The organism is Alishewanella sp. HL-SH06, from assembly GCF_052656265.1.
Window position 1 is genome coordinate 1,602,137 of record NZ_CP199752.1, and the last position, 14,739, is coordinate 1,616,875.

The following is a 14,739-nucleotide window of genomic DNA, read 5'->3' on the forward strand; positions in this document are numbered from 1 at the left end:
TTCAATATAAACAGGATAGTTTAATGTCTAAGCCGCTTCGAGTTTTACAATTTATTACACCTTCTGGCTTTTATGGCGCAGAGCGTTGGGTATTGGCTTTAGCTAATAATTTACCTGACAACGCCATGATTTGTGATTTGGTGGTAACACAAGAAGGCCCAAAACAAGACTTATCGGTTGCTGAACTTTATCCTGAGCAAGCTGGCAAAGTACATTATATTGCTACGCGTGGCCGTTTTGATTTTACGGCAGTACAAAAACTGGTAAACATTATTAAAAGCCGTCAAATAGAGGTTATCCATACGCATGGTTATAAATCCGATATTATTGGTGTGCTAGCGGCTCGCAAAGCGGGTATAAAAATTGTCGCTACGCCGCATGGCTTTTCAAACAATGTAGGCTGGAAGCTGCGTATATTTATTCGGCTGGGTTTATTCGCATTAAAATTTGCTGATAAAGTAGCCCCGTTGTCGCAACAGCTAATGGCAGATTTAAAAGGCTACGGCATCAAAGAGCGGCAACTGCATTTTATTGAAAATGGCGTTGATCTTACCGAGTTAGCCCCTTATAGAAAAACCTTAGCACTTAACACTGCACAAAAGCCAGGCTTACGTTTAGGTTATATTGGTCAATTAATACCTCGCAAAGGCTTAGCTGATTTATTGCAGGCATTTAACTTGTTGTGGCAAAAATACCCTTCATCTACCTTAACGCTTATTGGTGAAGGTTCACAGCGAGCCGAATTAGAGGCTTTGGCAACGTCTTTACCCTGTAAGGCGGCTATTTCTTTTCTGGGTTTTCGGGGCGATCGTATTGCGCTATTAGCCAATTTTGATGCTTTTTCACTAACTTCATCATTAGAAGGCATTCCTCGTTGTTTGATGGAAGCCATGGCGGTTGGCGTGCCTATCGTGGCATATGATATCCCTGGTGTAGATCAATTGATTGAGCAGGATAAAACGGGATTGTTAGCCCCTTTAGATAATTGGCAACAACTTGCTGTGCAGTTAAACCGTTTAGCTGCAGATCCGCATTTACAGTATCAGTTAAGTACCGCAGCAAGAACACTGGTTGATCAGCGTTTTTCAGCGGCGCGTATGGCTTTAGAATATAAGCAGTTGTTTCAGGAAATTCTTGCGGAAACAGATGCCATTAAGATAGGGAGAAATAGTTAATGTGCGGTATAGCCGGTTTCTCCATTCCTGCCAAGCATGAAGCAAATCATACAGCTCAGTTGTTGCAAGCTATGGGCAGTGCTATTGCTCATCGTGGCCCAGATGCGTCCTCAACCTGGTTTGACCAAGATTTTGCGCTGGTACATCAGCGTTTAAGTATTATCGATTTAAGCAATGCTGGCACCCAACCGATGCATTCAGCTTGTGGTAGGTATGTCATAGTATTTAATGGTGAGATTTATAATTACCAGGCCTTAAAAAAACAACTCATCGATTTAGGTGAGCAATTTAGCACGCTGACTGATACTGAGGTATTGCTAAAATTATATCAACGGCAAGGTAAAGAGTGCCTTGCGCTATTAAACGGTATGTTTTCCTTTGTTATTTGGGACATGCAGCTAAAAGAAGTTTTTCTGGCACGTGATAGATTGGGTAAAAAACCCTTATATTACTATCAGCACGACCAACAATTTGCTTTCGCGTCAGAAATTAAAGCCTTACTTAAATTACCCTTTGTCAGTAAGAAAGTTAGACAGGATGCTGTTAAAGACTTTTTCTTTTATCAATATATCCCTGATCCTAAAACCATTTTCGAAAATGTGCATAAACTCGAACCTGGGCATTATGCACACTTTTCGTTAGAGGGTGATCAGAAGATAACACCGATAAAATACTGGAATCTGCGTTTTAACGCTACTGTTGGACGCAGCGAAAAACAAATAAGCGATGAATTATTTAGCTTAGTTAATGACGCGGTAAAACTGCGGATGGTTAGTGATGTACCCTTAGGTGCTTTTTTAAGCGGCGGTATAGACTCTAGCGCTGTAGTCGGGATGATGGCGAAACACAGTAAAACGGCCGTAACGACTTGCGCTATTGGCTTTGACTCTGAAAAGTTTGATGAGGTAACTTATGCGCGCAAAGTGGCTAATTTATTTGGCACTTCGCATCACGAATATACGGTAAAAGAAACGGTAACCGCTAACTTTGAGCAAATAAGCCGTTACTTTGATGAGCCTTTTGCTGATCCTTCGTTTATTCCTACCTATTATGTTGCCAAGTTGGCTCGGCAACAGGTTACGGTAGCCTTAGCCGGTGATGGCGGCGATGAAAACTTTGCCGGTTACAGTAAATATGTGGTTGATCAAACAGAACAACAGTTACGCCAACGCATTCCTGCTGGTATTAGGCAGACGCTGTTACCGCCTTTAGCAAAATTAGCGGGGATTAGCTCTGCCACGCCCTTTCGTAAAGCGCGTTCGTTATTAACCGCGTTAACGGCATCCCCTGACGAAGCGTTTTTTGTGACCAACAGTTTTTTTAATGCCGAGCTATGGCGCTATTTGGTAACCGGGCCATTTGCTACAAATACCGCTGATTATCGCCCCGCAGAGCTGACTTGTGCGCATTATCAGCAAGCAGAAGCAGATGACCATTTATCTCGCGTGTTGTATACCGATATTAAAACGTATTTACCTGGCGATATTTTAGTAAAAGTAGACCGCATGACCATGGCTAACTCTTTAGAGGCGCGTGCGCCATTGCTAGATTACCGCGTGGTTGAATTTGCGGCAGCTATACCTTCTATGCTGAAGCTTTACGGTAAAGAGAAAAAACACATTTTAAAACACAGTTTAAAAAAACTTTTACCAGAAGACATTCTCTACCGCAAGAAAATGGGTTTTTCGGTGCCACTAGCACATTGGCTTAGCCATGAGCTTCGGCCTGTGGCGGAGCGTTTATTTTATCAAGCTAACAGTGGTTTGGCCCAGTGCTTTGATCTGGCAAAAGTTCAGGGGCTTTGGCAGCGACATCTGGCTGGCGATCATCAGTTCACGCAAGAGCTGTGGAGTATGTTGATGTTTGAGCAATGGTGGCAACATTATATGGCAGATGCCGCATAAGATGAAAAAACTGCGTATATTACACGTTACTTTTAATATGGCGATTGGCGGCACTGAGCAAGTTATTCGGCAATTAGTGTTAAATTTACCGCCAGAGGTTGAATGCCAAATACTGTGTATTGATGGTCATATCGGTGCTATTGGCGAGGCATTGCAGCAAAATGGCATAAAAGTGACCGCAATGCCAAGGCTACCCGGTTTAGATTGGCAACTCATTAAACAACTGCGCCAATATATAAGAACAGAGCAAATTGATATTGTGCATTGTCATCAATACACCCCTTGGGTGTATGGTTGGTTTGCCCACTGGCACACTCAAGCTAAAGTGGTTTTTACTGAACATGGCCGCTTTTATCCCGATCGTTATCGCTGGAAAGCCTGGCCATTAAATTTGATTATGGCCTTATCAACTTCAGCTTTAATCACCATTTCAAAAGCAACAAAGACGGCATTAGCTAAATACGAATGTATACCGCTTTTTTTAGTCAATGTTATTTATAATGGCATTCAACCTATTAAAAGCAATGATCCAGTATTAAAAGACCTTCGTGCTGAATTAGCTATTACAGACGAAATGCGAGTATTGGGCACCGTAGCTAGGTTAGATCCGGTAAAAAACCAAGTGATGATGCTAAAGGCTTTTGCCGAAGTTTTACAACAAGAGGCTAACTTGGTGTTGCTGCTAGTGGGGGATGGGCCGTCAAGGCTGGAACTTGAACAAAAAGCTGCTGCATTAAACATAAGTAAACATATACGCTTTGTTGGTTTTAAAACCAATGTGGCTGACTATCTTGCATTAATGGATATCTATTTACTGAGTTCGCATACTGAAGGTACATCGATGACGTTACTCGAGGCCATGAATTTAGGTTTGCCCTGTGTGGTAACCAATGTGGGTGGCAATCCAGAGATTGTTATTGATGATGTAACAGGCTTATTGAGCCCTGATAATAATGCTACGGCTTTTTCAGACAACATAATGAAGCTTCTTCAAAACCCGCAACAGATTACCAAAATGCGAGCAGCTGCCATATCACGCTTTTCAGATTTATTTTCAATTCAAAAAATGATTCTTCGTTATGTATTTACCTATTACCGAGCTAGCAAAAAATGAGTAGCATTCGAAGTGGTTTAATATTTGCTTTTGCTGGTAAGTATGGTTTAAAAGTTATTAACTTACTTAGTACAGTTCTAATAGCACGTTTATTGTCACCAGCAGAGATTGGTACTTTTGCTATAGCAAGTTCAGTGGTAATGATATTAGCGGAGGTTAAACTACTTGGTGCAAGCGTATACTTAATCCGCGCTGACAACGTAGATGAAAATAAGATTCGGAAGGCTTATGGACTTACATTTCTAATGTGTTGGAGTATTGCTTTATTAATTATTTTTGGTTCTGCTAGCATTTCTGCGTTTTTTAATCAAAGTTCTCTTCAGAATGTCTTTATTATACTGGCTTTAAGCTTTTTTTTAGCGCCTTATATTAGTATTCCTGATGCACTATTAGCTCGTAGATATTTGTTTAAAACAATATCAGCAATCAGCCTTATTTCTGTGGTATTGCAGTTAATAGTTACAATAGTTCTTATCAATTATGATTATAGTTTTTACGCGCTTGCGTGGGGGCAGCTAATTGGGATGCTTAGCCGTATGCTATTAAGTTTATATTTTACAAGAGATATAAAAGTTTACATTCCATCGTTTAAAGGTTTAGGTGAAATTGCAAAATTAGGTATATATACCTCTGCAGCGCATGTTTTAAGGCGTTTTAATTATACTGCAGCAGATCTAGTTATTGGTAAGATGGGTACTCCAACCGAAGTCGGTCTTTTCTCTCGCGGAATGGGGTATATAGATTTTGTGAGCCAAAGCGTTCTTGATGGCGTTGGCGCAATATCTCAGCCTTATATGTCTGATATGAAGCGAAAGGGAAGTGATATTAGCAATGTATATATCAAAGCTACAGCTTTGCTTTGCAGTGTTCTATGGCCAATTTTAATTGTCGCAGGCATTGCTGCATTACCTGCAATTCGATTACTTTTTGGTACACAGTGGGATGTTGCGGCACCAATAGCATTTTTATTATCTATATGGCTTTCTATAAAAGTCATGAGTTTTTTGGCTCCATCATTACTAATCGCATTTGGTGAAGAGTCAATAATGTTCAAAAGAGATATTTTCTTATTTTTTCTTTTGCTTTCGTTACTAATTTATTTTTATCAATATGGTATAGCTGTTTTACCATTTGCATTTTTAATTAACGCCTTAGTTGAGTTGTTATTAACCTTAATTATTTTAAGTTTTAAGGTTAACCTTTCCTTAAAATCGTTTTTTTTAGCGCTAACTAAACCATTGCTACTTACAATATGTTGTATTATTACAGTTAAGATTATTGATTATTGCTTTGATTTTACGATTTATTCACCTATAAGTGTTTTTTTACTTCTTTTAGTGATAATGCCGCCTGTATGGTTAGTAGTGGCAAAATTATTGAATTTGACTATTTATTTCGAGGTAAAAAACGTTTTAACTAAAGTTAAACTTCTAAATCTAAAGTAATTAACTACTATAGTTTAAGCGTAACGCCATCAATCAATAGATCTATAAAAGTCTTTGTTTTGTTCAAATTCTTTCAATAAATGATCAGAAAGTAAACCAGCAGCAAACATGCTAGGATGGTTTGTATCGAAATATAGACTTTTTTCATTTTTAATTGCAGAGCAATATTCATTATTACAGAATGTAGTTAATGGTGAGACGCGAAGAACCTTAGATTTATTCGTTAGAGTTTCCAATTTGGCTAAAATAAATTTGTTACGTTTTTTATAAAAAGATAAAGGCGTTGTTTGCTCTAGTGGCAAGTGGTAGGTTTGAGTTAACAATTCTCTTGGATATATAAGCTGCCTAATATCCAAAGGTAATTCTGGTAGTGGGTCAACTATAATCAACTGCTTACCTGAATCCAGTAAGATGGCAATTAAATGTTGATAATTCTCCCAATAAAGCTCATAACTTTGCTCCTTACTGAACTGAGCACTATCTACTTCAAACTCGACGCTTCGGTCTTCATCAGGTAAGACAGGATAATATTTGATGTTTGGTCCTGCAAGAAATGCGCTGGTACGGAATATTAATACGATCGTCGTGATACTCTTATCAGCCACCAATGAATTTACTACTCCTGCTTGCCAAGCTGAACAACCCGGCATTCGCAAAATATTCTTTAAGGCTGGCTGGCAACTGCTAAGAGTATGTTGTGTAAGTCCAATTTGATGCTTTTTGAGTCTTTCTGCCAATGCATAAGAAAGCTCTACACCATGGCTGTCACCTAATACAGCCCATGATTGCTTTTGGTGGCCATTAAGCTTGCAAGCGTTTTCTGGAATGTCATATGAAGTTCCAGTTGCGTGGCATTTTGCTCTTACTGGACTTCTCTGAATTGAATCCTGTAATTCTTTATTGTTATATCTAATTGCGAAGCCTTGACTGATATGGATTGCTAACCCCAATATTATAATAGCTAAACACCCAACGCCTGCAGAAATTAGAATTATTCTGTCATTAAAACGTTGTTGATTGCGAAATGGGGTTTCAACAAATCTATAGTTTAGATAAGAAAAGATTATGCATAGAACAATGAGAATACTAAAAAATTGAGGTGAAGGTTCTGTCAAATATAAAAAACGGCTTAAAGCAAATAATGGTTGATGAATGAGATATAACGAATAAGATATTAAACCGATCCAAACCATTGGTTTTACAGATAATAAATTAAAAACTAATGTGTCTTGTCGGCAAAAACTTATTATTAAAAAGGTACCCACTACTGGGATTAACGCTGAAAAACCCGGGAAGGTTGTGTCTTTAGAAAAAAGAAACATACTAAAGACTATTAGCAATAAACCTATTAAACTTACTACTTGTGAAGTTATTGTGCTAATTTTCTTTTTGTCAATTTGATAAATAGCAATAAAACTTCCCACGAACAGCTCCCAAGCACGTGAAAATAATAAATAAAAACTACTACTTTGCTGGTGGTCGTTTAGTAAATATTGAGACCAAGTCAGTGAAGAAATTGATAAAAACAGTATTGCAATACCTAGTATGGGAACTCCAAAACGATATAATAAATACAGTAATGGTGGGACAAATATATAAAATTGTTCTTCTACAGCTAAACTCCACGTATGTAATAAAGGTACTTTTTCTGCATCAAAACCGAAGTAACCAGTTTCCCAATAGAAAAAAATGTTTGAAGCAAAAAAACCAACTGATACAAGGCTCTGTCCGAATTCTTTGAATAACTCAGGAGGAATAATTAATCCAGCAAATAATGTGGTGAATATTAAAGTAGAAAATAGGGCTGGTAAAATACGTCTTGCACGTCGCTGGTAAAACTTTAAAATCGAAAATTTATTGTTTTCAAGCTCATTCAATAAAATTTTTGTAATTAGAAATCCACTTATTACAAAAAAAATATCGACACCTACATAACCACCTGAAAAACCACTAAAGCCTGCATGAAAAAAAAGCACTGGCAAAACAGCAACACTTCTTAGCCCATCTATGTCTTTGCGATATTTCATTTTATATTAAAGCTTCGCTGTATATTTCCTTCATTCTCTTATTACGGATCTCAGGATTGAATTTTGTTCTTGCTGTTTCTAACGCTGCTTTTCCGAGTGCTTTCCTATACTCAAAATCACTGATCATTTTATCAAGCTGTTTAAAAATCTCATCTGTCATGAAATCCATAAGGTCTTTTGGAGGGTTAACTACATCGAATCCTTTAAAGCCTTTGATATAAGGATGATTTTGAACATCAAGAAGAAAACCGTTTTTTCCATGAGTTATCATTTCAGGTATTGCATTGATATTCGTTGATATAATAGGCCTTCCAAATGACATCGCTTCTTCAATTGAAAAGCCCCATGCTTCTCTGTAAGTTGGGCTAATATAAATATCAGAGCTTGGATATACATGACTTAATAAGAAATCTCTAGGCTGAAATTTCATTTCAATATCAGGGCATTCTTTTATTTTTTTTAAATATGTATTTTTAAGCTCTAAATCAGAAGTATGAAAATTTTCACTACTTGCAAGTGTTAGCTTTAGGTGGGTGTATTTTTTTCTGAGTTTTAAGAAGGCATCGACGACATTCATGCCCCCTTTACCAATAAATTCACCAACAAATAATATATTTATTTTGTCATTTTGATAATGAATTAAATCATCGCTTACTCGCCTAACTACTGGATAGATTACTTCAGCTTTGGCCAATATTTCTGGAGATGTAATTTTACCATAAGTTTCTAACGATCTAAGGCCAAACTGACTTTTTAAAATTAGACGTTTAAGATTATCTCTAGCTAAGTATTTCTCAGCAAAAAACATTTTAATAAATCTTGGCGTTGGAATACCGAAAAAATTAAAAGCCCCGGCTGAAGCAAAGTGAGCAGGTGTATAGATCCAATTTTGATTTGTAATTACAGGAAAGATTGGAGCTTCGATTATGTCATGCTCTGGAGAGTTAACATAATGGTAGACTCCTTTAGCATGGGATTTAAATATATATTTCATTAAAGCACCGTTCGGTTTTACTTGAGAGTATTCAATCCCCTCTGGTGGTGTCTTCATATATTCTTTTGCAATCCCGTGGGCTTCTGTTACGCCAACTTTTATCATTGTTATTCCTTTTAATTCAGAGTTCTATTGTATAGGGCCAATATTTTGTTCATTTGAAAACTTAACACCATAAAAATCATGTGTTAATTCTCTTACTTCAATTCCCGAACCAATGGCTGGACTATCATTCTCTAAAGTGATTTTTTTTCCGAAATTAACTTTTGGATCTAAATGTATTGTATTTTTGAAGCTCTTGCTAGTTAATTCCTCCAATTTAGTTCTAAACGAAAACTCTTTTATTCTACTGAAAACAATATTATTCGAGCTGTTATTTTCTGAGTTTAATATCAGTGGAAGGCTTTTTTTGGTAATAACAATATTATTGAAAAAATTTAGTGAACTATTCCATTGGTTTGATGTGAAAGCCACAATCGCTGGAATACCATATTTTTCACTTTCGGTATCACCAACATTATCGACTAAATTATTGTATATATTAAATGTGCCAGCAATTGCTCCGCCAAGTAACATGGCGAATGGCTGAGTTCCATTAGATTTTTCTGCAATTGGTCCTAACCCTACATTTAATATAATGTTGTTATATATTTTAGTATCAACCATCCAGCATGGACTATTTTTAAACCCACTAGTTGTTCTAACATTAATTGCAACAGAGCGCTGGTTTACAATTTTATTATTATGAACCTTTAAAGTTCCAGTAACTTGATCGCATGGTTTAGTATTGCTATTTGTTTGGTCGTATAGATGTATTCCGAACTTCGCCATATTATTATGTAGGTTGTTCCAAGCTATTTCAGGCGCTTTTATTGAATTAGAGCCTGTTTGTGACCGTCTTGTGAAGTAAGTAGTGTGATGAAAATGTGATGTTTGTTTACATCCGATGTTATATATTTCATTTCCAAAAACCTTTAAATTGTCCAATCCATCTTTTCCGCTTACTATAGCCCCACCATAGCCATTAGAGCATCGTCCATCCATATCAGTAAGTTTATTTCCTATAACTCTACCGTTCTGAGTTGTTGAAATTTGTACTGTAGAAGGTGATTTGGGGCTTACAGTCGGTGAGTTATCATTTGGATTAACTATTTGCCCACCTTTAACTGTAAATTTTGATATATTAATACCAGTTGATAAATAAGGATGTATTCCCCAAGTTGGGCTTTCAACTAATGTATGTGTATTAGGAAAACTGATTAAGCTGATGTGCGCATCAGCTAGGCCTTTTAAACTTCGCAAAAAAATAGCCGCACGGCCCTTTTGGCCTAGATCAGGTTCTAATTTCTCTACCGTTCCGTGAAAATATACAATATCTCCAGCATTGAGCTTACCATTACCTGCAGCAAGCACTTTTGTGCTGTCGCCATTAATAAATTCCCAAGGGCTATTGAAGCTCCCTTCATTATTATTATGCCCATTTTTTTTAATATGAAATATCTTACCGGTAACGACTTTAAATGGTAGAGCATTTGAAATGTCACCCAAGGAGGATTTTAAAAATATTGTTCCGTACCCAAGTCTTACGCTAGGAATAGAAAAAGCAACCTCATAAAGTGTATGGGATTCGTAAAGATTTGCTGGTCCACTGGGTAGTTGACCATCTGCTTTTTTCCAATAATAAATATGTGCAGCAGGGCGGGTTACACCGGCTGAGTCAGTAAAGAATACTTCACCTTGTTCATCACCTAAATGGTAACCCCATACTGTAACGATTGCGCCTTCGCCTAAGCCATCACCCAAGCCGGTTGCTGGGCCATTAACTAAGTCTGAGAATGCTAAAACAGGTTCATTTGTTGCTGATTTGTCTGAAGCGTTAGTAGTGTTGTTTATCATGCTAAGCATGGCCAACAAGAAGATCAAAGTTCTAAGTACAGAAAGTAGCTTCACTGTTATTCCTTTTAGGTGCGAGCTGCAGGCCGAAAAGCGCGAAAACGCCAAGCAAAGCCTCGAGCGACAAGATAACAGTAGTATAAAAGTGTACTACCTAAGAATAATTGCAATGGCTTAACACTGAATTTTTTTACTGTTAACGCGCTGCACAGAAGTATTGTGCAAAAAGTATAGCCAATAAGTGGCCATATTGTTGAATAACTCAGCATAGTAATAAGTGCAAACAAGAAAAATATAAGGTGGCTGATGCTGATAATGGCTACTTTGGATGCACTAAATAATGCCCATGTCGTATACTCGTTTCTGCCATGCCACATTTCTCTTTGCATAAAACCCTTGATGGTAGACGGGTAGCCTTTATGCCAAGCAATTAAGCTGGAGTTAGGAACTATCACAGCGCCTGCTTGCACTGCCCGCTGACAAAAGTCGTAATCTTCGCCAGTTTGTAATGTGGCATTAAAGCCCTTAATTTTGTCGAATAGATACTTAGTGACAATAAGATGCCCTGAATTTATGTAATTGTGATTTGTTTCAGTATTTAACCGGCCATACCAATAGCGGTTAACAAAGTTATTGGTGTCTGCTGCTCGGCAGCGCGAGCCACTAATAGTCATCGGGTTAGCAGTTAATGTTGTTATGGTTTCAGCAAAATGTGTTGGCCAGCTGTGATCAAGATGTACATCTGCATCTATAAACACCAAAAGCGCTGCAGAGCTGAGTTTTGTACCTTGGTTTCGTAACTCAGCAATAGTCACTCCCGCGTGAATAGTTGCTTGCGCACCGAATTCAAGCGCAATTTGTACCGTGTTATCTGTTGAGCCATTATCTGCGACTATAACGCCATCACAACTACCGAGTAGTTGCTTTATTAAACCTAGCGTTTTCGGTAAGTGTTTGGATTCGTTTAAAGCCGGGATAATGATAGAAACAGCAGTGCCATTGATTATCATGCGGTAGTGTCCTGTTTGCTGTTATGTCTTGGCTTGATAACTTGTGCTGGATTACCCGCATAAATTGTCGGCTCAGGCACGGTATCTTTAGTCAATACACTGCCAGCTGCCACAATGCATTGGTTTGCAACGTTTGCCATAACGATAGCGCCATTTCCTAGCCAACAATCTTCGCCGATATGAACTTTAGTAAACACGCCGCCCTGTTGTTGAATGGGTTTACTGAGGTCGCTAAAATCATGCTGGTTTTTACCACTTAAAATATGCACGCCACTGCCTAAAAGGGTATTTTTGCCGATGCTGCATTTACCGATATTGCCTTGCGGGCCGATATACACGCCTTCAGCAATGCTGGTATCGCGATGCGATAAAATGGTCATAAAACCGATACTAATATTATCTGAGGTAGCAGGGCAGGCGAGATGGTAAAACGCGGCCCGTGTATAAATGCCCAACTTGCCAGGGATCAGGCTTAAAAATTGTGAGAACCCTTGGAAAGTGGCGTTACTGTTGCGTCCTAAGGTCAGCAAAACAAGCAGTAGATACAAAGGTAAAACAATAATAATAAAGCATTTTTTTAAGATGAATTTTAAAATTGTTTTCATTATCCTTTGATCCGTGTTTTTAGCCAGTTTTTCTCGCGGTTAGGGCGAAAGCTGAGTAATCCTTTGATAACTTTATAACCTATTTTGCCGAGTAACAATAAAATTAAGTAGCGAGTTTGTCGTGGTAATGTCGCCGGTTGTAATGCTTCTTTAGCATAAAGCTCGTTAGCATAATGTGGCCCAAAGTTTTGTAAAAGAATAATCTGAACTCTGGCGAAATGACGCTCGGGTGATGTCGCTAGGCCTTGGCAAATGGCGTTTAGCCATGAAGTTGCTTTGCTTATAAATATGTTTGCTTCTGTAGGGCTTAACTCTGCAGCTTGAAACATCAGCATCACTTTTCTGATATCTTGAGCTAGCCAGGTATCATTTGGGAATTCTAGCTCTGCAGCAGCGGTTAAATAGAGCTGTTCATGCTGCTGCATCCAGCGGCAATACGCTAAAAAACTGGCTTTGGCATAGGTAAAATCGTCGTCAAATTCACCTAGTAGGTTCTTTTGTTGTAAAAAGCGTGCAACAGCGCTCAGCATAATAACGTAAGACCATGCTACTTCGGCATCGAGCAAGTTGCGTGCGGCAATAGCATCGTGTGCGCTAATAGTTTGTTTAATAACCTTAGCACTGAGCTGTAAATAGTGCTTATTAAGTGTCAGATCATACGCATCGAGTAATGCGGTAATATAATTACCTGTGCCGCGGGTAAACGGATAGAGTGGTCGTTGCTTACCCTTAAATGAACTGATTAACGCAGGCAGTTCTCTGCTTTTAATAGCCCATAGCTGATTTAACAAGCCAGGTGCTTCGCCATGTAAGGCTTGCATCCAGTCAGTAAGTTGTATCACCGCTGCTTTTGAATGGCTGTTGCCAGTAAGCCAATAGTGGTATTTCAGCCCTGTGGTATAACAATGCTCTGCGGCTGGGCCACCACCCGTTTGCCCGGGGATAGAACTGGTCTGGTTATGTTTGGAGTAGGTGCGGTGCGTTGCGGTATGCACCGGTAGATAGTGGTCGGTATGCCAAAACAAGCCGTTGTTGTATTCTACGCGATCGTTATTGGTGTGATAGATGTCTATGTCGGTGACATGCCGAGCGAGATCATCCATTAATTGCCGCCAGCGTTGATCGCCAGTTAAAGCAAACTGCCTCGCAAAACCATAAATGGCATCATATTGGTTATTGTAATGCGAGATATAGGGGGCTTCGTGTTCTCTTAAATATAACGATTCGTGATCAGCAAAAATATCACCAAAGTTTCTCCAGCCAAATTCGTCAATAACTTCACGCTTTGCAAAAAAATTAGCTGGGCCATCTAGGGCATCAGCAAATAACGGTTGTATCGGATCTTCAGCGTGCATGGGCGCAAACCAAGGCAGAGCTTGAGCACTTTGATAGTAGCTTGGGGCAACAACGGCCTGAATGGGGGCGTGAATGTCGCATAAGCTACCACTGGCTTGGCCAAAGGTCAGCGCAAAGTGATGCGTTTTTTGCTCTCCACCTTGTAATTCAAAAGGGGTATTGGCTTCAGCTGGGAATAAACCTAGCGTAATACGCTTGTTTGTTTGAGTGATGCTGCCAGGAAAGTTTTGCCAAAAATTACGTTGTGCTAACTGGCAAGGTTGCGCATTTGTAATCAGTGTTGCCTGAGGCTGTGCTCTAAAGCCTTCAGCTATTAACGAGCTATTTGCAGTGAGCTGAAACCCTTGAAAGGGCAGGAATACTTGGCCATCACAATTGACGTGATTAAGGCTTTGCCACTGCTCGCCGCCACTGGATGCTTGAAATAGTATCGTGTATTGCTCTTTAGAAAATAGCTGTGCATCGTCAGAGGGGGTTAGTTGTAAACTGTGTTCACCGTCAGCTTCACTTTGTAGCGTAAAGTTAAAATGATTGAATAAAATTGAGCCGGCGTCACCAAGATCCCATAAACCACCTGGATGTGCTGCTCTATCAGCATTATGTAAACTGGCCTCTATATCTAGCCGCGCGGCTTCATACCAAAAACGTAAGCGCAATTCACTGTGAAGTTGTCTGTCTGTTAGCTGCCAGAGCCCTTTAATACTCAGTTCACTATATACCTTGCCCATTTGCCATTGCGCAGAAGGTAAATTGGGGATGAATGAAGTCGCTTTTCCATACAGATCGGCCAGTTCAAATTGGCCATGCCAGGTTTGGTTTGCGGCAGTGCACTGTAATTGTAAGGTCTGTTTATCAATTTTAAGCTGGCTAGTAGAGCCAGTTAATTGCCACTCGGTGGCGCTTTCTGTTAGCCCGTCGGTATTGTTGCTTACGGTTTGGGCTACCGGCAACTTATGCAGTTGCAATGCGGTTTCGCTATTGGCGGCAATACTCATTAAGGTATTGGCCTGCAGCCAACGAATACTGCCGTCGGGCCAACTGCTCAGCGTAACAAATTGCGAAGTGAGTGGTTGCTTAGCATGGCAAAGCTGTAGCTGTGCCACGGAGAGTAGTTCGCCTTTAGCAAAAGGAATGCTAAATGAGACGGGCTCAAGCTTACGTTCGAAACCTTGTGACTCTTTAAGCTGTATGGAAAGGATCTGCATGGCGCAAGGTG

Annotated in this window: 10 protein-coding genes; 4 read left to right on the plus strand and 6 right to left on the minus strand. The window is 39.2% G+C overall.

The window, feature by feature from the left end:
* Positions 1 to 23: 23 nt before the first annotated feature.
* From ACUJFK_RS07435 to ACUJFK_RS07450, 4 genes are read left to right on the plus strand one after another with little or no spacing between them, the layout of a single operon-like run.
* Positions 24 to 1,175: a glycosyltransferase gene (locus ACUJFK_RS07435; protein ID WP_445426521.1), complete on the plus strand. Its 1,152-nt coding sequence runs from the start codon at positions 24 to 26 to the stop codon at positions 1,173 to 1,175.
* A complete protein-coding gene (gene asnB, locus ACUJFK_RS07440; protein ID WP_445426522.1) occupies positions 1,175 to 3,079 on the plus strand; it encodes an asparagine synthase (glutamine-hydrolyzing) in 1,905 nt (634 codons plus the stop codon). The genes ACUJFK_RS07435 and asnB overlap by 1 nt, the downstream gene beginning before the upstream one ends.
* A gap of 1 nt (position 3,080) precedes the next feature.
* Positions 3,081 to 4,193 (plus strand): glycosyltransferase family 4 protein, encoded by a 1,113-nt coding sequence (locus ACUJFK_RS07445; protein WP_445426523.1) that lies wholly within the window; start codon positions 3,081 to 3,083, stop codon positions 4,191 to 4,193.
* The gene (locus ACUJFK_RS07450; protein ID WP_445426524.1) at positions 4,190 to 5,638 is read left to right on the plus strand and encodes an oligosaccharide flippase family protein; all 1,449 of its coding nucleotides are present in this window, start codon (positions 4,190 to 4,192) and stop codon (positions 5,636 to 5,638) included. The genes ACUJFK_RS07445 and ACUJFK_RS07450 overlap by 4 nt, the downstream gene beginning before the upstream one ends.
* Positions 5,639 to 5,667: 29 nt before the next feature.
* On the opposite strand, the gene ACUJFK_RS07455 is transcribed toward ACUJFK_RS07450, so the two are convergent.
* The 6 genes from ACUJFK_RS07455 to ACUJFK_RS07480 are packed head-to-tail and all read right to left on the minus strand — an operon-like array spanning position 5,668 to position 14,728.
* On the minus strand, positions 5,668 to 7,665 hold the full coding sequence (locus ACUJFK_RS07455) for an acyltransferase family protein (RefSeq protein WP_445426525.1): 1,998 nt from the start codon (positions 7,663 to 7,665) through the stop codon (positions 5,668 to 5,670).
* A 1-nt stretch (position 7,666) separates the two neighbouring features.
* Positions 7,667 to 8,764 (minus strand): glycosyltransferase, encoded by a 1,098-nt coding sequence (locus ACUJFK_RS07460; protein ID WP_445426526.1) that lies wholly within the window; start codon positions 8,762 to 8,764, stop codon positions 7,667 to 7,669.
* 24 nt (positions 8,765 to 8,788) lie between these two features.
* Entirely contained in the window at positions 8,789 to 10,609 is a 1,821-nt protein-coding gene (locus ACUJFK_RS07465) for a hypothetical protein (RefSeq protein WP_445426527.1), read from the minus strand.
* An 11-nt stretch (positions 10,610 to 10,620) separates the two neighbouring features.
* A complete protein-coding gene (locus tag ACUJFK_RS07470) occupies positions 10,621 to 11,562 on the minus strand; it encodes a glycosyltransferase (protein WP_445426528.1) in 942 nt (313 codons plus the stop codon).
* On the minus strand, positions 11,559 to 12,167 hold the full coding sequence (locus ACUJFK_RS07475; protein ID WP_445426529.1) for an acyltransferase: 609 nt from the start codon (positions 12,165 to 12,167) through the stop codon (positions 11,559 to 11,561). Before ACUJFK_RS07475 ends, ACUJFK_RS07470 begins: the two co-directional genes overlap by 4 nt.
* Entirely contained in the window at positions 12,167 to 14,728 is a 2,562-nt protein-coding gene (locus ACUJFK_RS07480; RefSeq protein WP_445426530.1) for an RIFT barrel domain-containing protein, read from the minus strand. Before ACUJFK_RS07480 ends, ACUJFK_RS07475 begins: the two co-directional genes overlap by 1 nt.
* Between the last annotated feature and the right edge of the window lie 11 nt (positions 14,729 to 14,739).

Coding starts and splice junctions, on each gene's coding strand:
- ACUJFK_RS07435 (WP_445426521.1), top strand. CDS start 24: ATGTCTAAGCCGCTTCGAGTTTTACAATTTATTACACCTTCTGGCTTT.
- asnB (WP_445426522.1), top strand. CDS start 1,175: ATGTGCGGTATAGCCGGTTTCTCCATTCCTGCCAAGCATGAAGCAAAT.
- ACUJFK_RS07445 (WP_445426523.1), top strand. CDS start 3,081: ATGAAAAAACTGCGTATATTACACGTTACTTTTAATATGGCGATTGGC.
- ACUJFK_RS07450 (WP_445426524.1), top strand. CDS start 4,190: ATGAGTAGCATTCGAAGTGGTTTAATATTTGCTTTTGCTGGTAAGTAT.
- ACUJFK_RS07455 (WP_445426525.1), bottom strand. CDS start 7,665: ATGAAATATCGCAAAGACATAGATGGGCTAAGAAGTGTTGCTGTTTTG.
- ACUJFK_RS07460 (WP_445426526.1), bottom strand. CDS start 8,764: ATGATAAAAGTTGGCGTAACAGAAGCCCACGGGATTGCAAAAGAATAT.
- ACUJFK_RS07470 (WP_445426528.1), bottom strand. CDS start 11,562: ATGATAATCAATGGCACTGCTGTTTCTATCATTATCCCGGCTTTAAAC.
- ACUJFK_RS07475 (WP_445426529.1), bottom strand. CDS start 12,167: ATGAAAACAATTTTAAAATTCATCTTAAAAAAATGCTTTATTATTATT.
- ACUJFK_RS07480 (WP_445426530.1), bottom strand. CDS start 14,728: ATGCAGATCCTTTCCATACAGCTTAAAGAGTCACAAGGTTTCGAACGT.